Source organism: Lentzea jiangxiensis, from assembly GCF_900104175.1.
Classification (GTDB): domain Bacteria; phylum Actinomycetota; class Actinomycetes; order Mycobacteriales; family Pseudonocardiaceae; genus Lentzea; species Lentzea jiangxiensis.
The window spans coordinates 64,022-84,550 of the sequence record NZ_FNIX01000009.1 but is presented as its reverse complement, the minus strand read 5'-3'; the positions used below and the strand labels follow the sequence as shown (position 1 = coordinate 84,550).

Sequence of the window (20,529 nt, the reverse complement as noted above, 5' to 3'; positions counted from 1 at the left end):
ATCGATTCTGGCCCATTTCCGTATTGGACGTATGGCTTAGCGTCGGACGGGTGAACAGGTTGACCGCGTCCGTCGCCGCCTCGGGGTTCGCGTGCTTCGCGTTGCTCTACACCCCGCAGCCGGTCATGCCGCAGATCGCCGCCGAGTACGGGCTGGGGCCGGGCGCGGCCTCGCTCGCGCTGTCCGCGGCGACCCTCGCGCTGGCCGTGGCGGTCCTGCCGATCGCGATGCTGTCCGAACGCGCCGGGCGGCGGCCGGTGATCGTCGTCAGCGTGCTGGTCGCGGCCCTGCTCGGGCTCGTGCTGCCGCTGGCACCGAACTACGAGGTCTTCCTGGTCCTGCGCGTGCTGCAGGGCGTCGCGGCCGCCGGTGTGCCCGCGGCGTCCATGGCCTACCTCGCCGACGAGCTGGACACGCGCGGGCTCGGTGCCGCGACCGGCGCGATGATCGCCGGGAACAGCCTCGGGGGCATGGCGGGACGGCTCGTCGCGGGCATGACGTCCGACTGGCTCGGGTGGCGCGGCTCCGTGCTGCTCGCCGGGGTGTTCGGGCTGGTCGCGGCGCTGGTCGTGGTGTTCCTGCTGCCCGGGGCCCAGCACGGGCCGAAGCGGGCGCCCAGCGGCATGAAGGCGGCCTTGAGGGACCCGGTGCTGCTGTCGTTGTACGTCGTCGCCATGCTGCTCGTCGGCGCGTTCATCTCGTTCTACAACGTCGCCGGTTTCCAGCTCACCGGCCCGGCGTGGCTCGAGACGCTGGTCTTCCTCTTCTACGGCTTCGGCAGCACCGCCGCGGCGTTCGCGGGCAGGCTGGCCGACCGGTTCGGCCGCGGCCGGGTGCTGCTGCTGTGCGTCGGCGTGGTCGCCGCCGGCGCGCTGGCGAGCCTCGTGTGGGTGCCGCTCGGCCTGGCGGTCGTCACCGCCGGGTTCTTCGCCTCGCACACCACGGCGAGCGGCTGGGTCAGCGCCCGCGCCCCGGAGCACGCCCGCGGTCACGCCGCGGGGCTGTACCTGGCCGGGTTCTACGTGGGCAGCAGCATCGGCGGCACGTCCGGCAGCACGGCCTACGAGGAGTGGGGCTGGACGGGACTGGTGCTGGTGGTCCTGGGCTGGCTCGCGTTGACGGCGGTGCTGGCTCAGAACTCCAGCGCGAGGGTGACGCGCGAGTCGGCCGGGGCGATCGCCGTCCTGCCGAGGCGCGGCAGCTCCAGGGTGCCCTCGACCATGCCGACCGAGGCCGAACGGAGGTCCGCGGGGACCTCGACCACGACCGCGAACGGCAGCGGGCCGCCGTCGTAGCGGGCGCCGACCTGCGGGGCCGTCGAGCCGTCCGGCAGCGTGACGGTGATCAGGTCCTTGGTCCACAGGCCGCCCGCGGTGTCGGGCAGGGTGCCGACCGCCTCGAACCGCACCTCCAGCAACGCCTTGTCCGCGGCGGAGATCGTGGCGATGTCGTACTGGCCCTCGCCGAGCTTGACCGGGCGCTGACGGCCGAGCTTCACGCCGGTGACCTTCATGCCGAGCTCGCGGTCGCCGAAGCGGACCTTCTGCGTCCGTTCGGCGAACTGGGCGGGGCCGGCGGCGCGCTTGAGCACCGGCGGCGGGGTGTCGGTGCGCTTGCCGGACGGGATCTCGGCGCGCTGCTCCAGCGACTTGGCGCCGAGCGTGCCGAGCGTCAGCGACTCGGTGCCCTCCTGCGGGTCCGGCACGGTGTAGACGACGAAGACCGAGCCGTTCGCGGGCAGCCGCTCGGGCGGCAGGACCTGGCGCTTGCCCGGCACCTCCAGCGCGAGCTCGGACGGCTGCGGGGCGAAGCCCTGCCAGTTGGTGCGCTGGAAACCGCTGTCCGTCTCGTTGAGCTTCTCGACCTTCATCCGCACGACCCGCAGCCGCGAGCCGGTCTCGGCGCGCAGCGTGCCCTCGGCGGTGAACCAGATGTCCGGGTTCGCCCAGCCGGTGACGGCGGTGCCGAGCAGGTCGTCGCGCAGCTCGACGTCGGCGTCGCCGAGCCCGAGGTCGACGTTGGTGCGCTTGCCGTCGTCGGGCAGCACGGCGAGGAAGTCGCGGCCGGCGGTCAGGTCCTGCTGCTTCTTCGGGTCGAACTCCTTGCCGTCGGTGCGCACGAGCATCCCGTCCGGCGTGCTGCGGTTGCCCTTCTCCGGCACCTGCGGCGACTGCACCTCGTAACGGACCTCGTCATCCGTCTTGGTGACTTCCTTGAGCGGTACGGGCACCCAGTCGGTGCCGGCGCCGGTGCCGGGAACCTGGACCGGCCCGCACCACAGCCGCTTGTCGACCTCGGACTCGACGCCCGTCCTGGCGAACCAGCAGCTGACGGCGGCGGCGCCCGCCCGTGCCACGTAGCCGTACTCCAGCGTGTAGGCCAGCTGGGACTCGGCGAGGGACTGCAGGTCGGAGGCGTCGGCGAGCTTGCGGCCGTCCACGGTGAGCTGGACGGCCGTGGGTTGTGCGGCCGGGGCTGTGGCGCATCCGGTCACCGCGAGCAGGACCGCCAGACCCAGCACCCCAGCACGCACAGTCCTCGCGCCCCTCACCAGTTGAAGTCACAACGTCACTACTGGTTAAAGGCGGTCCTCACTCCTCAGGGTTGCCCTGCAAGAGTGTGGCTCAGATCACACTGCGGTAGACCTCGACGGTTTGGGCGGCCATCGTCGCCCACGAGAAGTCCTGCTCGGCGCGGGTGCGCCCGGCGGCTCCGAACCGCTTCGCGCGTTCCGGGTCTGTGATCAGTTCGTTGATGGACTGGGCCAATTCGAGTCGATATGTCGACAAATCCCGCTCGTCGTAGTGCACGAGAAGACCTGTCTCGCCGTGGACCACGACCTCGGGGATGCCGCCGACGTCGCTCGCGACGACCGCGGTGCCGCACGCCATCGCCTCCAGGTTCACGATGCCCAGCGGTTCGTAGACCGACGGGCACACGAACACCGCCGCGTGGCTGAGGATCTGCCGGATCTCGGCGGGCTGCAGCATCTTCTGGATCCAGAAGACACCCGTCCGCGTCTCGGCGAGCTCGCTCACCGCCGCCCGGATCTCCTCGGCGATCTCCGGCGTGTCGGGTGCTCCGGCGCACAGGACGATCTGCGCCTCGGGGTCCACGTGGTGCGCGGCGGCCACGAGGTGGCTCAAACCTTTTTGGCGGGTGATCCTTCCCACGAAGGCCACGATCGGCTTCCCGGGGTCGATTCCGCGTGACGTCAGGGCGTCCGTTTCGGCAACGGGGTGGTACGCGTCGCTGTCGATCCCGTTGCGCACCACGTGCACCTTGGCGGGGTCCAGAGCGGGGTACGCGTCGAGCACGTCGGCCCGCATTCCCTCGCTCACGGCGATGACCGCGTCGGCGTGTTCGTACGCCGTGCGCTCCGCCCACGACGAGATCCGGTACCCGCCGCCGAGCTGCTCCGCCTTCCACGGCCGGCGCGGCTCGAGCGAGTGCGCCGTGACCACGTGGGGGATGCCGTGGAGGAGTTTGCCCAGGTGACCGCCCATGTTGGCGTACCACGTGTGCGAGTGGACGAGGTTCGCCGTGGAGATGTGCGCGGCCATTTCCAGGTCGACGGCGAGGGTTGTGAGAGCCGCGTTCGCCTGCTCCAGGCTGTGCGGCGGGTTGTGGGCCGTGGCGTCCGATCTCGGCGCACCGAAGCAGTGCACGTCGACGTCCACGAGCTCGCGGAGGTGCGGCACGAGGAATCCCACGTGCACGCCCGCTCCGCCGTAGACCTCCGGCGGGTACTCCCGTGTCAGCAGCGCAACTCGCACGCACTTACCGTAGATCACCGGCACAGGTGTTGGGATGAACCGCTTTGCGTCTGGTTCGAGAACGATCGCACGGATAGGGTCACATGCTGTGAAGGGGCAGCCACACGTTCTCGGAATTGTGCTAGCCGGTGGTGAGGGCAAGCGCCTGTGGCCACTGACGGCCGACCGCGCCAAACCGGCTGTGCCCTTCGGGGGCAACTACCGGTTGGTCGACTTCGTGCTGTCGAACCTCGTCAACGCCGGGCTCGCCAAGCTCTGCGTGCTGACGCAGTACAAGTCGCACTCGCTGGACCGCCACATCTCGACGACGTGGCGCCTGTCCAATGTGCTCGGTCAGTACGTGACGCCGGTCCCGGCCCAGCAACGCCTGGGCCCGCGCTGGTACACGGGGTCCGCCGACGCGATCTTCCAGTCGCTCAACCTCGTCCACGACGAGAAGCCGGACCACGTGGTCATCTTCGGCGCCGACCACGTGTACCGGATGGACCCGGGCCAGATGATCTCGCAGCACGTCGAGTCGGGCGCGGCCGTGACCGTCGCCGGCATCCGCGTGCCGCGCAACGAGGCCAAGGCCTTCGGCTGCATCGACAGCGACGCCTCCGGCAAGATCACGCGCTTCCTGGAGAAGCCGTCCGAGCCGCCGCACGTGCCGGACGACCCGGAGGTCACCTTCGCGTCGATGGGCAACTACGTCTTCACGACCGAGGCGTTGCTGGACGCGCTGCGCGGGGACGCGTTGAACCCGGACTCGGACCACGACATGGGTGGCGACATCATCCCCATGCTGGTGGACCGCGGGAAGGCGCACGTCTACGACTTCCAGGACAACGAGGTTCCCGGCGCCACGGACCGGGACCGCGGGTACTGGCGCGACGTCGGGACGATCGACGCCTACTACGACGCCCACATGGACCTCGTCTCGGTCCACCCGATCTTCAACCTCTACAACCAGCTGTGGCCGATCCGGACGGCCACGCCGCCGCTGCCCCCGGCCAAGTTCATCGCCGGCGGGTCCGCCGAGGACTCGATGGTGGGTCCGGGGTCGATCATCTCCGGGAAGATCCACGGGTCGGTGATCTCCTCGGACGTGACGGTCGAGGTCGGGTCGGTGGTGCAGGGGTCGGTGCTGCTGCCCGGGGTCCGGATCGGCAAGGGCGCCGTCGTGCGGCGGGCCATTTTGGACAAGAACGTCGTGGTGCCCGACGGTGCGCTGATCGGTGTGGACGCGCCGATGGACCGCGAGCGCTACACGGTCAGCGCCGGTGGCGTCACGATCCTCGGCAAGGGCGTCCGGGCCTACTGAGCTCCCGGCGTCAGCAGCCGGTCGGCTTCACGTCGTCCTGACCCTCGGGATGGGGCTCGTTCGCCGCGATGACCGCCGCAGGACACCGTCCGGTTCTCATGGGCGCCGCGCGGCCACGAGCAGGCCGTCACCCAGCGGCAGGATGACGGGCACGAGCCGGTCGTCCTCCTTGACCAGCCGCGCGATGTCCCGCATCGCCTGGGTCGACTCGTCGCGCTTGGTGTGGTCGACGACGGCGCCGTGCCACAGGACGTTGTCGAACGCGATGACGCCGCCCGGCCGCAGCATGCGGACCCCGTGTTCGAGGTACTGCGGGTACTCCGGCTTGTAGGCGTCCACGAAGACGAGGTCGTACGCGGCGTCGGTGAGCCTCGGCAGGACCTCCAGCGCCTTGCCCATGATCAGGCGGGTGCGCGAGGGCGAGACGCCGGCGGCCGCGTAGGCCTCGCGGGCGGCGCGCTGGTGGTCGGGGTCCACGTCGATCGAGGTCAGGATTCCCGACCTGGGCATCCCCGCCAGGAGGTAGAGGCCGCTGGTGCCCGCTCCGGTGCCGATCTCGACCACCGCGCGGGCCTGGAGTGCGGTCGCGAGGAACCGCAGTGCGGCGCCTCCACCCGCGCCGATGGGCACGCAGCCCAGTTCCTGGCCGCGTGCGCGCGCCGCCAGGTGCACGTCGTCCTCGGGGAGGTACTGCTCGACGTACTCCCGCAGGGCCGATTCCGAGGTCACGGGTAAGCAGGCTAGTGCCCCTTGTGCCCAAAACGGGTGAACGCGGCCCGAACCGAGATTCTCAGGGTGCTCTCAGCCCTCTCTCACGATCGTTTAAAGCGGGCAGGAGAAGGTACAGAGGCAAGAAGCCAGGCTCTGGTCGGGAACAAGCCGGACCCGCCGTCCGTTGAGCCGCACGAGGGTCGCCGGGCGGCCCACATGGAGGTGCCGAAACACCTGATGCGCACGCAGTCGAGTTCGCCGGAGGCCGTCGCGCCCATCGAGACGGCCGACTGGACGCCGCCTTCGTGGGACTCCATCGTCCGCGAGCACGCGGACAGGGTCTACCGGCTCGCGTACCGCCTGACCGGCAACCAGCACGACGCCGAGGACCTGACGCAGGAGACGTTCATCCGCGTCTTCCGCTCACTCGCGTCGTACAAGCCGGGCACCTTCGAGGGGTGGCTGCACCGCATCACCACCAACCTCTTCCTCGACATGGCCCGCCGTCGCAGCCGTGTCCGCATGGAGGCGCTGCCCGAGGACAACGACCGCCTCGAGGGCGACGACCTGTCCCCCGAGGAGATCTACGACGAGAACCACCTCGACCCCGACCTGCAGGCCGCGCTGGACGAGCTCCCGCCGGAGTTCCGCGCCGCGGTCGTGCTCTGCGACGTGGAAGGGCTCTCCTACGAGGAGATCGGTGCCACGCTCGGGGTCAAGATGGGTACCGTGAGGAGCAGGATCCACCGGGGCCGCCAGGCCCTGAAGGCCGCTCTCGAACGCCGTCGTCAGGAATCGTTGCTGGAGGACTCTGCATGACCGACCTCCGTGGTTGGGGACTGCCTGAGCAGCACCTAGCGCTGGACGCCGTGGTCGCGTTCGTGGACGGGGAGCTTTCCCCGACCGCCCACGAACGGGCCTCGGCGCACATCCAGCGGTGCGGCTTCTGCGCCTTCGAGGCCTACACCCAGCAGCAGGCGCGCGCCGCGGTGCGCACCGCCTCGACGCCCACGGCGCCGGCGTCGCTGCTGGACAGGCTCGGTGCCATTCCCCAGGAGGTCGAGCTGCCGTCCGCCCCGGACGGGCTCGCGATCACCGAGGACGGCCAGTTCGTCGCCGTCCAGCGCACGGACAAGCCCGCGTTCGGTGCCGGGCCGGTGCTGGGGTCGTCCAGACCCCTGGGCAGCAACGGCTGGTTCAACGGCCGCCGCGCCCGCCAGGGTGCCGGCGTCGTCGTGAGCGGCATGCTGCTCGGCGCGCTCGCGTTCACCACGCCGGAGAGCGAGGCCCCGCCCGCGCCCGCCGCGCCGCAGAAGGCCGGCGCGGTCTTCGCCACCACTCCCTGACAGTCATTTCACTGTTCGTGAGGCACGCTGTGGTTCAGCACTCCTAGCGGAAAAACTCGGGGAGAGATGAGCCAGCAGTCGCCCAACGGCCAGACGTCCACACCCGTTTCCGGGGTGGACGACGGAGCGCACCGCAGGCTCCGGCCCCGTCCCTTGGTGCAGCCGCCGGTGGACCCCGCGCACGCGACCGCCTTCGGCCGTCCCGCCGGCGTCGCCGGGGCGTTCGCCTCGCGGGACGTGCCCGCGCCCCAGCTCCAGACGGCGCCGCCGCCCCCGGAGTCCCTCGTGACGGCGTTCGGCCGCCAGGGCTCCTCGGAACTGCTGCAACGCCCGCCGCAGCCCACCTCCAGCCCCGACCCGGACATCGACCCGGTCTTCTGGGGCGACAAGCCCGCGGGTGACCCGTGGCGCGACCCGGCGTCCGGCGCCGTGATCGGCCCGCCCGCCGTCGGCGAGGAACCTCCCGGCGAACCCGAGCGCAAGCCCGGGCCCGGCCCGCAGCTGAGCGTTCCGGAACTGCTCTTCGGCCGCCGCGTGAAGCCGGCGGCCCTCGCGCTGCTGCTGACGGTCGCGCTGGTGCTCGGCGCGGTCGGCGGTCTCGTCGGCTGGCTGATCGGCCGCGCGGGCAACCCGCTGACCGACTCCACCGTGACCCTCGCCGAGGTCGCCGAAGGCAAGGAACGCCCGGCCGGCTCGATCTCCGACATCGCGAAGCGCGTGACCCCGAGCGTGGTCTCCATCGAGTTCAAGGGGGCCAACGTCGCGGGCGTCGGCTCCGGAGTCGTCATCGACGGCGGCGGCTACGTCCTGACCAACGACCACGTCGTGGCCCCCGCGGCCCAGGACACGTCGGCCAAGCTCAGCGCCATCTTCACCGACGGCACCCGAGCCCAGGCCCGCGTCGTCGGCCGCGACCCGAAGACCGACCTCGCCGTCATCAAGGTCGAGGTCACCAACCCGACCGTCCTGCAGTTCGGCAACTCCGACGAGCTCCAGGTGGGCGACAGCGTGATCGCCATCGGCTCGCCGCTGCAGCTCTCCAACACCGTCACCGAGGGCATCGTCTCCGCGCTGCACCGCCCCGTGACGGCGGCGGGCGAGAACGGCGGCCCGCAGGTCACCTACGACGCCATCCAGACCGACGCCGCGATCAACCCGGGCAACTCGGGTGGTGCGCTCGTCGACTCGCGCGGCGCCCTGGTCGGCATCAACTCGTCGATCCGCACCGAGACGGGCGGCTCCGTCGGCCTCGGCTTCGCGATCTCCGGCAACCAGGCCCGCAAGATCAGCCAGGAGCTGATCCGCAACGGCTCGGTGAAGCACGCGGACATGAACGTCAACGTGAAGAGCGTGTCCGCCGAGACATCCGAGGGCGCCCAGGTCCAGAACGTCCCCGCGGGAGGTGCCGCGGCCGCCGCCGGCATCCAGGAGGGCGACGTGATCACCAAGGTGGGCGACCGCGTGGTCCGCAACGCCGCCGAACTGGTCGTAGCGGTCAGGGAGCGCGAAATCGGCGAAACCGTGCAGGTCGTGCTCGCCAGGCAGGGCCGTGAGCTCAAACTCGACGTGACGCTGAAGAGCGACTGACAAGTAGGCTGGGGCCCGTGTTCGACAGCATCGGATGGGTGGAGATCCTCATCATCGTGGTCGCGGGTCTCTTCATCCTGGGGCCCGAACGCCTGCCGTCCGCCGCGGCGTGGCTCGGCAAGACGGTCCGCCAGGTCCGCGAGTACGCGACCGGCGCCCGCGAACAGCTCAAGCAGGAGATGGGCCCGGAGTTCGAACAGCTCCGCAAGCCCCTCGAGGACCTGCGCGAGCTGCGCAACTTCGACCCGAAGCGCGCGGTGGCCAAGCACCTGTTCGAAGACCCGGAGCCGACGACCAAGTCGAACGGCTACCCGACGCCCTCGACCCCGCCCGCGGCCGAGCAGCGCCCGCTCGCGCCGGGCGAGCGGCCGCCGTACGACCCGGACGCCACCTGAGCTCGTGGAGAAGGGGCCCCGCCGACTCGCTCGGCAGGGCCCCTTCTCCGTGCCGGGAACCGGCTCTAGCGGCCGGCGGGGGAGACGTTCAGCAGCCGGCCGGCCAGGCCGCGCGACCGCACGCTCAGCTTCGTCGCCACCTCGGACAGCACCTGCGCGGCGGCCGAGTCCGGCACGGCCTTCACGATCGGCGTGCCGGTGTCGCCGTTCTCCCGCAGGCGCGGGTCGAGCGGCACCTGGCCGAGCAGCGGCACCTCGGACCCGATCGCCTTCGACAGCGACTCCGCGACGGCCTCGCCGCCACCGGAACCGAAGACCTCCATGCGCGAGCCGTCGGGCATCTCGAGCCACGACATGTTCTCGATGACGCCCGCGACCCGCTGACGGGTCTGCAGCGCGATCGACCCGGCTCGCTCGGCCACCTCGGCGGCGGCCTGCTGCGGCGTCGTCACGACCAGGATCTCCGCGTTCGGCACGAGCTGCGCCACGGAGATCGCGACGTCGCCGGTACCGGGCGGCAGGTCGAGCAGCAGCACGTCGAGGTCGCCCCAGAACACGTCCGCGAGGAACTGCTGCAGCGCCCGGTGCAGCATCGGCCCGCGCCACACGACCGGGGTGTTGCCGGGCGTGAACATGCCGATCGAGATGACCTTCACGCCGTGCGACTGCGGCGGCATGATCATCTTCTCGACCTGGGTGGGACGGCCGTCCACGCCGAGCATGCGCGGGATCGAGTGGCCGTAGATGTCCGCGTCGACGATGCCGACCGACAGGCCGCGGGCCGCCATCGCCACCGCGAGGTTCACGGTCACCGAGGACTTGCCGACGCCGCCCTTGCCGGACGCGACGCAGTACACGCGCGTCAGCGAGCCCGGCTGGGCGAACGGGATGACCGGCTCCTCGGTGCCGCCGCGCAGCGTCTTGCGCAGCTCGGTGCGCTGGGCGTCGCTCATCACGTCGAGGTCCACCCGGACCGACGACACGCCGTCGAGGGCGGAGACCGCGGTGGTGACGTCGGCCGTGATCTTGTCGCGCATCGGGCACCCGGCGACGGTCAGGAAGACGCCGACCACAACGGCACCGTCCGCGCCGACCTCGACGTCCTTGACCATGCCGATCTCGGTGATCGGGCGGCGGATCTCGGGGTCCTGCACACCGGCGAGCGCCTTGCGGACGTCCTCGACGGTGGGGAGGGGCTGCGTGGTGGTCACCGATCCATGCTACGTCCGGTTCAGGGCCGTCCTACCGGCCGGTCACTTTCCAGCGCAGGGCCAGGTCGTAGCGGAGTGGACGCTGTCCGTAACATCGACGCCCGTGCCGGAATCGGGTAGTTCCCGGTTGCCCACCCGTGTCGAGCTAGGGGTGTGGCGATCGTTCCTCCGCGCGCATGCACGGATCACGAGGGTCCTCGAGGCCGAACTGATTGCTGAGCAGCGCCTATCGCTCGCGGCGTACGACGTGCTGGTCCAACTGGCCGAGTCGCCTTCCACGCGCATGCGCATGACCGAGCTGGCCGACGCCGTCCTGCTGTCCCGCTCTGGCGTGACCCGCCTCGTGGACCGCCTGGAACGCGCGGGCCTCGTCGGTCGCGAACGCGCAGACGGTGACGGACGCGGCATCGTGGCCGTGCTCACACCGCTGGGCGCCGAACGTCTGCGCAGCGCTTCCACCACCCACCTGACCGGTGTCGCCGAGCACTTCGGGGAGAGCTTCGGCCCCGGCGAGCTCGAGGCCTTCGGCCGCACGTGCGACCGCCTGGCAGCGGACGACGTGTTCCCGTGATCACGGTGGTGGGACTCGTGCACGTCGAGGCTGGCCGCCTCCTCGTTGTGCGCTCACGCAACAAGAAGGCCTTCTACCTCCCCGGCGGCAAGATCGAGCCCGACGAGACACCGGTCGAGGCGCTCCGCCGGGAGGTCTCGGAAGAACTGGGCGTCGAGGCTCGCGATCCCGCCGAGCTGAAGCGCTACGTCGCACCCGCGTACGGCGAGGGCGAAGGCGCGGTCGTCGACATGACCTGCTTCACCGCACAGCTGCTCGGCACGCCGCGGCCCACCGGCGAGATCGCCGAGCTGACCTGGGTGACGCGCGACGAGTACCGCGCGCACGCCGAGACGGCTCCCGCGATCCACGACGTGCTGAACGACCTGGTGGAGAGCGGCCGCGTCAGGCCGTGAGCCGGCCCGTCGCGTCCCGCGGCGTCAAGGCCGGACTTTGCGCGTGTTGTTCTGCTCCTTCACCAGCTTTTCCAGCTCCCCGCGGATGAAGTCGCGCGTCGCCACCTCGCCGAGGGCCAGCCGCACCGCGGCCAGTTCGCGCGCCAGGTACTCGGTGTCCGCCTTGGTCTGCGCCGCCCGCTTGCGGTCCTCCTCCAGCGACACCCGGTCCCGGTCGTCCTGCCGGTTCTGCGCCAGCAGGATCAGCGGCGCGGCGTAGGCGGCCTGTGTCGAGAAGGCCAGGTTCAGCAGGATGAACGGGTACGGGTCCCACTGCAGTGACACCGCCACGAGGTTCACCGTGATCCAGATGACGACGAGCAACGTCTGCCAGAACAGGAACTTGCCGGTGCCCAGGAAGCGCGCGAGCCGTTCGGAGAGCTGACCGAACGCGTCCGGGTCGACCGAGAACCGGAAGCTCCTCGGTTCGCGCGGCTGGTCGAGCCTGCGCCGGGGCAGTACTTCAGGCATGGCTCAGTCCCGTCTCGCGCCAGTTGTCCGGCAGCAGGTGGTCCAGCACGTCGTCCACGGTGACGGCGCCGAGCAGGTGCTCGGCCTCGTCGAGCACCGGGGCGCACACCAGGTTGTAGGTCGCGAAGTAGCGCGTCACGTCGCTCAGCGAGGCGTTCGGGGGCAGGCGCGCCATGTCCGTGTCGAGCACTCCGGCGACGAGGTCGAACGGCGGTTCGCGCAGCAGCCGCTGGATGTGCACGCAGCCGAGGTAGCGGCCCGTCGGCGTCGCGGAGGGGGAGCGGCACACGAAGACCATCGACGCCAGCGCGGGCGTGAGGTCGGGGTTCCGCACCCGTGCCAGCGCTTCCGCGATCGTCGCGTCCGGCGTGAGGATGATCGGCTCCGGCGTCATGAGGCCGCCGGCGGTGTCGTAGGAGTACTCCAGCAGGCGCCGGACCGGTTCGGACTCCTCGGGTTCCATCAGTTCCAGGAGCCGGTCCTTGGTGCCCTCGGAGAGCTCGCTCAGCAGGTCTGCCGCGTCGTCCGGGTTCATCGCCTCCAGGACGTCCGCGGCGCGTTCCTCGTCCAGGTGCGACAGGACGTCCTTCTGGTCCTCTTCGGACAGTTCCTCGATGACGTCCGCGAGCCGTTCGTCGTCCAGCGCGTCCGCCACCTCGTGGCGGCGCTTGGGAGGCAGCTCGTGCAGCGCGTGCGCGACGTCCGCCGCGCGCATGCCCTCGAAGACCGCGACGAGCTGGTGCGCACCCTGCGGCTGGCCCGCGATCTCGTTGACGCTCAGGCCGCCGACGTCCTCCCAGTTCCACACCTGGACCGGGCCCTTGAGGCTGAACCGGCCGGTGCGCTCCCGCCCGGCGACGCGGACCATGCGCCAGTCGCGGGTGCGGGTGAGCTCCATCGCGGCGTCGACGACGACCGCGGTGCCGCCGTCGTCGAGTTGGATCTTCGCGTCGAGCAGCTCGCCGATCACCAGCACCTCGTTGACGCGCTGGTGGAACGGCCGCAGGTTCACCGACCCGGTCGCGAGCGTCACGGCGTTCGGCTCGATCGAGGTGAGCCGCAGCATCGGCACGAAGATCCGCCGGCGCGTCACCAGCTCGACGACCATGCCGAGCACGCGCGGCGGTTGCCGGTCGATCCGGAGGCTGATGACGACGTCCCGGGCCTTGCCGACGGGTTCGCCGTCGGGGCCGAACACGGGGAGTCCGGCCAGCTGAGCGATGAAAACCCGGTTCACAGCCACCACAGGACCAGGCTAGATCACGTACGGGCCGCCCACAGAGCGATCTCGGCGCAGATCACCGCCAGGTCGGCGACGTCCTCCTCCAGGCACCAGATCCAGTTGGCGACGGCCCGGTGCAGCGTCCAGTCCCGCGCCTTCCCGGCGTCCAGCTCACCGGCGTCGCAGATCGCCAGGAAGCGGTCGGTGAGACCCTTGCGGCCGTCCAGCTCGTCGAACCTGTTCCACAGCAACGGGATCATGCAGTACTCGGGGTCGCCGGACAGCGGCTTCGGGTCGATCACCAGCCACGGTTCGCGGTCACCGCGCAGCACGTTCTGGTAGTGCAGGTCCTCGTTGACCAGGGTCGTGCCCATCGGCCTGGTCCCGGCCTCGCGGGCCGCGTCGAGCAGCGGGCGCGGCACCGCGGGGTGGTCCGCCAGCGCGTTGGCGAAGCGGCGGATCCCGTCCGGCGCCTCGATCACGCGGTGGCGGCGCAGCAGATCGCCGATCACGCCGATCGCCAGGTCGATCGGCTCGTCGTCGAGCGAGTGCCGGTCGAGGCGTTCCAGGAGGAGCGCGCCGAGCTCGGCGTCGTGGTCCAGCAGCCGCACGGCGCCGTTGCCGTCGTAAGCCCGCAGAGCGAGCGGTTCTTGCTCGGTCTCCTCGTCGACCCAGGTCAGCTTGAGCACGGCCGGGTGCCCGTCGGCCTGGCGCACCGGCAGCACGATCGCGCAGAACCCGTTCATCAGCGGGCCGTCCGGCGTGAGCCGCCAGTGCGCGCACGCCTTCGTCGCGAGCTTCGGCAGCTTCGCCACCCACTCGGCGGCACCGTCACCGAGGCCCTCGCCGAAGCCGGCCGGGACGGTGATCATGAGCCGAACTCCAGGCGGTACACGGCTTCCCACTCCGGCCTGGTGTTGAGCCGCGCGGTCCTCAGCGCCTGCGCCGTCTCGTCGTCGGGCTCGGTCAGGTGCGCGACGGCGGGGACGTCGACCAGGTGCGAGTGCGTGGTGGGGGAGCGGACGGTGATGGTGACCTCGGCCCCGTCGGTCAGCGGCGCTTCCGGTTCGGTGCCGCCGCTGATGACCCACAGCGCGTCGTCGCGCCAGTGCGCGTGCACGAGACGGGGCTCGCGGCCGGGCGAGGTGATCCAGACCGCGGCCGCCTTCCGCAGCGCCGCGTCGAGTACTCGGGTGATCTCCACCGGTTCAGACTGCCAGGGTCTGTGAAACGGGACTCAGCGAATATGCGCCCGGAGACGATGCGTGCCACTGTGGCGCCACAGTTACCGGCCGGTACGAGGAGGTACTCCAGTGGTCGACCAGCAGCGTCCCCGTCGCTCGTGTCTGGCGGTCCCCGGTTCGAGCCAGAAGATGATCGACAAGGCGCGCACGCTGCCGGCGGACCAGGTGTTCCTGGACCTGGAGGACGCCTGCGCGCCGCTGGCCAAGCCCGACGCCCGCAAGACCATCGTCGCCTCGCTCAACGAGGGCGACTGGGGGAACAAGACCCGCGTCGTGCGCGTGAACGACTGGACCACGGAGTGGACGTACCGCGACGTCACCGAGGTCGTCGAGGGCGCCGGCGCGAACCTCGACTGCGTCATGCTGCCGAAGGTGCAGACGCCCGAGCAGGTCGTCGCGCTCGACTTCCTGCTCACGCAGATCGAGAAGACCATGGGCTACGAGGTCGGCAGGATCGGCATCGAGGCGCAGATCGAGAACGCGCTGGGCCTGAACAACGTCAACGCGATCGCCACCGCCTCCCCGCGCGTGGAGACGATCATCTTCGGCCCGGCCGACTTCATGGCGTCGATCAACATGAAGTCGCTGGTCGTCGGTGAGCAGCCGCCCGGCTACGACGTCGGCGACGCCTACCACTACATCCTCATGCGGATCCTGATGGCCGCGCGCGCCCACGACAAGCAGGCCATCGACGGTCCCTACCTGCAGATCCGCGACGTCGAGGGCTACCAGCGCGTCGCCGGCCGTTCCGCGGCGCTGGGCTTCGACGGCAAGTGGGTGCTGCACCCCGGCCAGATCGAGGCGGCCAACGAGGTCTTCAGCCCGAAGCAGGACGACTACGACCACGCCGAGAACATCCTCGACGCGTACGAGTACTTCACGTCCGAGGCGGGCGGCAAGCGCGGCGCGGTGATGCTCGGTGACGAGATGATCGACGAGGCCTCGCGCAAGATGGCGCTGGTGATCTCCGGCAAGGGCCGCGCGGCGGGCATGTCGCGGTCGAACGTGTGGACCCCGCCGGAGGACTGAGCCGGTTCGCAACCGTTACGGATTGTGCGTTACTTCACCCCGATTGTCACTGGACGTGTTCGATCGTCACAGGTTGTGTTTGAAACGGGTGAAGTAACGCACAATCAGTCACCGGAGATTGCGATCTCGCCCCGGTGTGGGGGCATGCTCTGGGGCATGTCACGTTCGAGTAACGGCAAGGCCGGCAAGCGCTTGCGGCTCTTCAGGCGCCGCGAGGACGACCTGCTCGAGCGCAGCTTCCGCAGTTGCCCGGGATGCGCTGCCGACGTCCACGTGTTCGCCGACGTCTGCCGCCACTGCGGTGGCGCCCTGGAGATCGCCCTCGCGGGCTGAGTCCCGGAATCAGTAGGTGTTCGAGTTCGCGGCGGCGATGACCGCGATGATGATGAACGCGAAGTACGCCAGCCAGCCGACGATCAGCACGTAACCGACGATCACACCGGCGAGCGCCATGCCGTGACCGTCCTCCTCGCCCCGCTTGATCCGCCCCAGCGCGATGTGGCCGAAGATAACGCCCGCGATGGCGGTGAGACCGCACGACACGAAACCCACGCACGACAGCACAAGCGCGAGAATCGCGTTCGTCTGCGGCTTCTGCACGGGTGGCTGGTAGCCGTAGCCGTACATCGGCTGCTGCTGGCCGTACGGACCGGGCTGGCCGTAGGGCTGCTGCTGGCCGTACGGATCGCCTGGCTGCTTGGGGTTGTACGGGTCGTAAGTCATCAGGGTCCCCCTAGAAGTGGTGAGCCGGGATCTTAAGGTCCACCCACCTCGTTCGTCGCGTGCGGGTGCGGCATTACACCTGCCAGGGATGCTGTTTCGGTTCAGCCGACGCCTCCGTGTTGCGGAGAGCACACCCCGGTCGCAAACGAGCGTTAACCGGTCCATACTCGCCGGTAACCGAAGCGTTGGAAGGGAAGTGCGATGGCGCGCCTCGCCCAGACCGCGGGTCTCACGGACGTCCAGGAAGAAATCCTCGCGACCGTTCGCACGTTCGTGGACAAGGAAATCATCCCGCACGCCCAGACGCTGGAACACGGCGACACGTACCCCGCCGACATCGTCGACGGCATGAAGGAGATGGGTCTCTTCGGGCTGACGATCCCCGAGGAGTACGGCGGCCTCGGCGAGTCCCTGCTGACCTACGCGCTCGTCGTCGAGCAGATCGCGCGCGGCTGGATGAGCGTCTCCGGTGTCATCAACACCCACTTCATCGTGGCGCACATGCTCAAGCAGCACGGCACGCCCGAGCAGAAGGAGAAGTACCTCCCGCGCATGGCCGCGGGCGAGGTGCGCGGCTCGTTCTCCATGTCCGAGCCCGAGCTCGGCTCCGACGTGGCCGCGATCCGCACGCGAGCCGTGAAGGGCTCCGGCGGCTACACGATCAACGGCCAGAAGATGTGGCTGACGAACGGCGGCACGTCGAACCTGACCGCCGTCCTGGTGAAGACCGACGAGGGCGCCGAGAAGGCCCACCAGAACCTCACGACGTTCCTGGTCGAGAAGCCCGAGGGCTACGGCGAGGTCCTGCCGGGCCTGAGCATCCCGGGCAAGATCGACAAGATGGGCTACAAGGGCGTCGACACCACCGAGATGGTGTTCGACGGCTTCGAGATCGCCGCGGACCAGATCCTCGGCGGCGTCTCCGGGCAGGGCTTCCGGCACATGATGGACGGCGTCGAGGTGGGCCGCGTGAACGTGGCCGCCCGCGCGTGCGGCATCGCGATCCGCGCCTTCGAGCTCGCGATCGAGTACTCGCAGCAGCGCAGGACGTTCGGCAAGGCCATCGCCGAGCACCAGGCCATCGCGTTCAAGCTCGCCGAGATGGCCACCAAGGTCGAGGCCGCGCACCTGATGATGGTCAACGCCGCGCGCCTGAAGGACTCGGGGCAGCGCAACGACGTCGAGGCCGGCATGGCCAAGCTCATCGCCTCCGAGTACTGCGCCGAGGTGACGCAGGAGTCGTTCCGCATCCACGGCGGCTACGGCTACTCCAAGGAGTACGAGATCGAGCGCCTGATGCGCGAGGCCCCGTTCCTGCTGATCGGCGAGGGCACCTCGGAGATCCAGAAGACGATCATCTCCCGCGGCCTGCTCCGCGACTACCGGTCACGCGGCTAGACACGGACAGTCGTTCGCCCGTTGGGGGCCGTTCTTTCCCGGGACTGGCCCCTGACGGTTTTCGTCAGCCGGTCATGGGGTTCGCTCACTTCGACCACAGATCTGACGCTTCCGAGACCTGTGTCGCCGCCGCACTGTTCACCGACCTGCTGACGCCGCTGTGCCCGGCCTCCGTCGAGGAGCTCGTGGCGGTGGCCCGCGATTACCGCCCCTTGGCACGTCTGGCTCGAAGATCGCGGCGACGGCGTCGTCGGCTGGCTCGGCTTCGGCCTGTCGGGCACGCTGGACGTCACCCCGCTGGTGGGCGTCTGCTTCCGCCGCTACGACGAAGTCTGCCGCGCACTGGGCGTCGGAATACCCACCGCACCAGTTGTTTCCACGCCTCTCGGCACCCTGATGCCGGAGAAGGCCGTGTGGCGATGGACCTTCGAGACCGGCGGCAACCATGCGGCCAACGCTTCCTCTTTGGTTGCAACATTTTTGAAGCACGGCAAGCCGTACATCGACAAGCACGCGACGTGGGACGCGCTCTCCCGTGAGCTCGTCGCGAAGCCCGAGTCGTTGCTCGACTCCGAGCGTGCGCGCAACAGGGACGTCCACGCACGCTCGTACCGCGCCTTCGCACATCGGTTCGAGATGATGATCGCTCGATAAGTCCTGGCCACGCCGCTGGATCCACGTTTATGGTGTGCGCGGACCGTGCTGGAGAGCGCGGACATCTGGGGGACTTCGATGCGTGCGGCATTGGCTTTGACGGCTGCGATCATCTCGCTGGGCCTGGCAGCGGGGACCGCTCAGGCCGAAGCGTCGTTGGCGGGTCACTGGCGGCTCGACGAGGCGTCCGGCGTGACCACCGTGGACGCGGTGACCGGTTCCACCGCCACGCTTTCCGGCGGTGCCGCGTTCGGCGCGGGCAAGTCCGGCAGTGGCCTGGTCCTCGACGGTGGCACCGCGGCCGGCCCGCTGACGGTCGACACCGGACAGAGCTTCACGGTGTCCGCGTGGGTGGCCCTGCCTGCCCCGTGCACCAGCAGTTGCAACCTGGTCGCGGTGAGCGGTGACGGTGTGCGCAGCAGTCGTTTCTCGCTCGCCTACCTGAGGAACCGCGACCACCCCGGCAACTGGAGCTTCTCGGTCGCTGAGGCCGACACCGATCGCGCTCCCGTGACCTCCGCCGCCGTGTCCGGGGTGCCGGAGGAGGTCAGCGGGTGGACGCACCTGGTGGGTGTGTACGACGCGCAGGACCAGCGGGTCCGCCTGTACGTGAACGGCTCTCTGGTCGGCGAGGGCACCACCCTGAACCAGTGGAGCGGAACTGGCGGCTTCACGGTCGGCGCGGCGCGCAAGGCCGGTGTCGCCGCCGGGTTCTTCCCCGGCTCGGTCGACGAGGTTCGCTTCCACGGCGACGTCCTCACCCACGACGAGGTGTTCGCGCTTTACCTCGACCAGGTGTGAGGTCTGCCGGCGTCCTTGCGCCGTCGAACCCGTGCACGACTGATTCCAGTGGTGTTCCTGCAGAGCTGCGCAAACCCGCGCGTGAGGTCATCGACTCAACGGACAGGGATGGCGGCCATCCTCCTGGAGTCGAGCAAGGCGGTACGCGTAAAAACCCGGCATTCGCTGTCGGGTAGGACTTCCGTCGGCTTCGAATCGCCATCATGTGGAAACCGGCATCTTGCCGGCTTCGGAGGGCGGCAAGCGGCCCGGATCCGGCCGCCTGATCTTCGGAGCGGGGCGAGATGGGGCACGCCGGTCATCGTGAGGACGGAGTCGTCCAACTTCGGGGGAAGCGTCGTGGCTGCTGATTCGCGAGGCCCGAAGTCGTGGGTTGATCTGGCCTCACGTTTTCCGTGGCCAGGATCCGAGCCGTACTTCGTGGGTTCGGGTGACTCCGCGGTGCTGCTGGAAGGTCTTTCCGACCTCGGCTTCCAAGTCGTTCGTGCTGCTTTTCCTGCTTCCTGGGAGAAGGCTGAGGAGTTCTCCTCGTCGAACTGACCGACAAGCTCGACTTCTCCGTTCTGGGTGCCGGTAGCCGGGCGGCCTGCAGTGATCGTTCGTGGGATTTGCAGCGGAGCGCAAGTGAACCTCCGATCGCTGTTGTGATCAGTGGTCTCGACGAGCTCGGTCGGATCGATCTGCACGGATTTGTCGGATGCGTCCACAATTTGCCGTCGATGACAGAAGGAGTGGGACTCGCTGACAGGTCCCATGATCGCCGGATCGAGTACTTCTTCGTCGGCTCCTGGTAGGTGAGGCGCAGGACGAGTGGCAGAACCTCCGGCTCCGGGCGTACGTCCGCAGTCAGAGGTTCTGTTGCCGGACGAGACTCACCCGCCCAAGGCGGAATGCGCGACCAGCGATCTTCCCCGTGTCGACGGCCGTACGCTTATCGGCGCATCACGGCAAAGCACCCGCAGGCGTGTCGGCACGCCGTATCCCGCACTGGCAGGATGGGACGATCAGCGCGTCGCGACAGAGGTGGTCCCTGTGACGAGTCCGTTCGCCAACCCGAACCGGCCCGGCGTCCCGCCCCGCCTGCCCACTCCGCCGACGGGGTGGCCGATCGGCTCGTACGCCACGTACGAGGAGGCGCAGCGCGCGGTCGACTTCCTCGCCGTCGAGGACTTCACGGTGCAGGACGTGATGATCGTCGGCGTCGACCTGATGCTCGTCGAGCGGATCACGGGCAAGCTCACCTGGAGCCGCGTCCTCGCGACCGGCGCGGCCAGCGGTGCGTGGTTCGGTCTGTTCGTCGGACTGCTGCTCACGCTGTTCAGCCCGGAGCCCGGCGTGACGGTCGGGCCGGTGCTCACGGGCCTGATCACCGGTGTGTTCTTCGGGCTGGTGTTCGCGGCGGTCGGGTACGGGTCGGCGAAGGGCAAGAGGGACTTCCAGTCCGCGTCCCAACTGGTTGCGAACCGGTACGACGTCCTGTGCCACCCGAAGTCGGCCGAAAAGGGCCGTGACCTGCTCGCGAAGCTCGCGATGCGGCCGGTGAACCCGAGTTCTTAAGGCTTACATAAGGGCATTGGTTCTGAATCGTTGCTTCCTTTGGTTGCGGCTCCTGATCACCGGGCCTAGGTTCGGTTGACCGGTCCGCCGGGTGCG

At 69.6% G+C, this 20,529-nt stretch carries 22 protein-coding genes; 14 read left to right on the top strand and 8 right to left on the bottom strand.

Annotated elements, in window-relative coordinates:
- Nucleotides 1–50: 50 nt before the first annotated feature.
- The gene (locus tag BLQ91_RS23165; protein ID WP_090099716.1) at nucleotides 51–1,295 is read left to right on the top strand and encodes an MFS transporter; all 1,245 of its coding nucleotides are present in this window, start codon (nucleotides 51–53) and stop codon (nucleotides 1,293–1,295) included.
- A 1,329-nt stretch (nucleotides 1,296–2,624) separates the two neighbouring features.
- Here the strand turns inward: BLQ91_RS23165 and glgA are convergent.
- Nucleotides 2,625–3,776, bottom strand: a complete 1,152-nt coding sequence (gene glgA, locus BLQ91_RS23160; RefSeq protein WP_090100014.1) for a glycogen synthase — start codon at nucleotides 3,774–3,776, stop codon at nucleotides 2,625–2,627.
- 88 nt (nucleotides 3,777–3,864) lie between these two features.
- Here glgA and glgC point away from each other — a divergent pair, with 88 nt between their 5' ends.
- Entirely contained in the window at nucleotides 3,865–5,079 is a 1,215-nt protein-coding gene (gene glgC / locus BLQ91_RS23155; RefSeq protein WP_090099714.1) for a glucose-1-phosphate adenylyltransferase, read from the top strand.
- A gap of 96 nt (nucleotides 5,080–5,175) precedes the next feature.
- Here glgC and BLQ91_RS23150 read toward each other — a convergent pair whose 3' ends face one another.
- A complete protein-coding gene (locus BLQ91_RS23150) occupies nucleotides 5,176–5,808 on the bottom strand; it encodes an O-methyltransferase (RefSeq protein WP_090099712.1) in 633 nt (210 codons plus the stop codon).
- Nucleotides 5,809–6,027: 219 nt separating this feature from the next.
- Between BLQ91_RS23150 and sigE the strand changes: the two genes are divergently transcribed.
- From sigE to tatB, 4 genes are all read left to right on the top strand, one after another.
- Nucleotides 6,028–6,609 carry an RNA polymerase sigma factor SigE gene (sigE, locus tag BLQ91_RS23145; protein ID WP_090100013.1) on the top strand — a complete coding sequence of 194 codons (582 nt, stop codon included), beginning with the start codon at nucleotides 6,028–6,030 and terminating at the stop codon, nucleotides 6,607–6,609.
- On the top strand, nucleotides 6,606–7,136 hold the full coding sequence (locus tag BLQ91_RS23140) for an anti-sigma factor family protein (RefSeq protein WP_245733757.1): 531 nt from the start codon (nucleotides 6,606–6,608) through the stop codon (nucleotides 7,134–7,136). The genes sigE and BLQ91_RS23140 overlap by 4 nt, the downstream gene beginning before the upstream one ends.
- A 66-nt stretch (nucleotides 7,137–7,202) precedes the next feature.
- A complete protein-coding gene (locus tag BLQ91_RS23135; RefSeq protein ID WP_090099710.1) occupies nucleotides 7,203–8,723 on the top strand; it encodes a S1C family serine protease in 1,521 nt (506 codons plus the stop codon).
- A gap of 17 nt (nucleotides 8,724–8,740) precedes the next feature.
- The gene (gene tatB / locus BLQ91_RS23130) at nucleotides 8,741–9,118 is read left to right on the top strand and encodes a Sec-independent protein translocase protein TatB (protein WP_090099708.1); all 378 of its coding nucleotides are present in this window, start codon (nucleotides 8,741–8,743) and stop codon (nucleotides 9,116–9,118) included.
- 65 nt (nucleotides 9,119–9,183) lie between these two features.
- Here the strand turns inward: tatB and BLQ91_RS23125 are convergent, their stop codons facing one another.
- Nucleotides 9,184–10,329, bottom strand: coding sequence for an Mrp/NBP35 family ATP-binding protein (locus BLQ91_RS23125; RefSeq protein ID WP_090099707.1), 1,146 nt, complete (start codon nucleotides 10,327–10,329; stop codon nucleotides 9,184–9,186).
- Between the two features lie 103 nt (nucleotides 10,330–10,432).
- On the opposite strand from BLQ91_RS23125, the gene BLQ91_RS23120 reads away from it, so the two are divergent.
- A complete protein-coding gene (locus BLQ91_RS23120) occupies nucleotides 10,433–10,900 on the top strand; it encodes a MarR family winged helix-turn-helix transcriptional regulator (protein ID WP_090099706.1) in 468 nt (155 codons plus the stop codon).
- Nucleotides 10,897–11,295 (top strand): NUDIX hydrolase, encoded by a 399-nt coding sequence (locus BLQ91_RS23115; RefSeq protein WP_090099705.1) that lies wholly within the window; start codon nucleotides 10,897–10,899, stop codon nucleotides 11,293–11,295. The genes BLQ91_RS23120 and BLQ91_RS23115 overlap by 4 nt, the downstream gene beginning before the upstream one ends.
- 24 nt (nucleotides 11,296–11,319) lie before the next feature.
- On the opposite strand, the gene BLQ91_RS23110 is transcribed toward BLQ91_RS23115, so the two are convergent.
- Genes BLQ91_RS23110 through BLQ91_RS23095 form a run of 4 tightly spaced genes read right to left on the bottom strand, consistent with a single transcriptional unit; the run spans nucleotide 11,320 to nucleotide 14,231 of the window.
- Nucleotides 11,320–11,805, bottom strand: coding sequence for a DUF1003 domain-containing protein (locus BLQ91_RS23110; protein WP_090099704.1), 486 nt, complete (start codon nucleotides 11,803–11,805; stop codon nucleotides 11,320–11,322).
- A complete protein-coding gene (locus BLQ91_RS23105) occupies nucleotides 11,798–13,051 on the bottom strand; it encodes a magnesium transporter MgtE N-terminal domain-containing protein (protein WP_090099703.1) in 1,254 nt (417 codons plus the stop codon). Before BLQ91_RS23105 ends, BLQ91_RS23110 begins: the two co-directional genes overlap by 8 nt.
- A 14-nt stretch (nucleotides 13,052–13,065) precedes the next feature.
- A complete protein-coding gene (locus BLQ91_RS23100) occupies nucleotides 13,066–13,899 on the bottom strand; it encodes an aminoglycoside phosphotransferase family protein (RefSeq protein WP_090099702.1) in 834 nt (277 codons plus the stop codon).
- Complete coding sequence (locus tag BLQ91_RS23095) at nucleotides 13,896–14,231, bottom strand: hypothetical protein (RefSeq protein ID WP_245733756.1); 336 nt, start codon at nucleotides 14,229–14,231, stop codon at nucleotides 13,896–13,898. The genes BLQ91_RS23100 and BLQ91_RS23095 overlap by 4 nt, the downstream gene beginning before the upstream one ends.
- Nucleotides 14,232–14,340: 109 nt before the next feature.
- Between BLQ91_RS23095 and BLQ91_RS23090 the strand changes: the two genes are divergently transcribed.
- A complete protein-coding gene (locus tag BLQ91_RS23090; RefSeq protein ID WP_090099701.1) occupies nucleotides 14,341–15,300 on the top strand; it encodes an HpcH/HpaI aldolase/citrate lyase family protein in 960 nt (319 codons plus the stop codon).
- A gap of 156 nt (nucleotides 15,301–15,456) precedes the next feature.
- On the top strand, nucleotides 15,457–15,633 hold the full coding sequence (locus tag BLQ91_RS41565; RefSeq protein ID WP_176959912.1) for a hypothetical protein: 177 nt from the start codon (nucleotides 15,457–15,459) through the stop codon (nucleotides 15,631–15,633).
- Nucleotides 15,634–15,642: 9 nt separating this feature from the next.
- On the opposite strand, the gene BLQ91_RS23080 is transcribed toward BLQ91_RS41565, so the two are convergent.
- Nucleotides 15,643–16,023 carry a DUF4190 domain-containing protein gene (locus BLQ91_RS23080; RefSeq protein ID WP_090099699.1) on the bottom strand — a complete coding sequence of 127 codons (381 nt, stop codon included), beginning with the start codon at nucleotides 16,021–16,023 and terminating at the stop codon, nucleotides 15,643–15,645.
- Between the two features lie 201 nt (nucleotides 16,024–16,224).
- On the opposite strand from BLQ91_RS23080, the gene BLQ91_RS23075 reads away from it, so the two are divergent.
- The 4 genes from BLQ91_RS23075 (at nucleotide 16,225) to BLQ91_RS23065 (ending at nucleotide 20,433) form a co-directional block, all read left to right on the top strand.
- The gene (locus BLQ91_RS23075) at nucleotides 16,225–17,421 is read left to right on the top strand and encodes an acyl-CoA dehydrogenase family protein (protein ID WP_090099697.1); all 1,197 of its coding nucleotides are present in this window, start codon (nucleotides 16,225–16,227) and stop codon (nucleotides 17,419–17,421) included.
- 411 nt (nucleotides 17,422–17,832) lie between these two features.
- Nucleotides 17,833–18,075 carry a hypothetical protein gene (locus tag BLQ91_RS40435; protein ID WP_143022774.1) on the top strand — a complete coding sequence of 81 codons (243 nt, stop codon included), beginning with the start codon at nucleotides 17,833–17,835 and terminating at the stop codon, nucleotides 18,073–18,075.
- 45 nt (nucleotides 18,076–18,120) lie between these two features.
- The gene (locus BLQ91_RS23070) at nucleotides 18,121–18,876 is read left to right on the top strand and encodes a LamG domain-containing protein (RefSeq protein ID WP_090099695.1); all 756 of its coding nucleotides are present in this window, start codon (nucleotides 18,121–18,123) and stop codon (nucleotides 18,874–18,876) included.
- 1,032 nt (nucleotides 18,877–19,908) lie between these two features.
- Entirely contained in the window at nucleotides 19,909–20,433 is a 525-nt protein-coding gene (locus BLQ91_RS23065; protein ID WP_425412520.1) for a YflT domain-containing protein, read from the top strand.
- The last annotated feature ends 96 nt before the right edge of the window (nucleotides 20,434–20,529 follow it).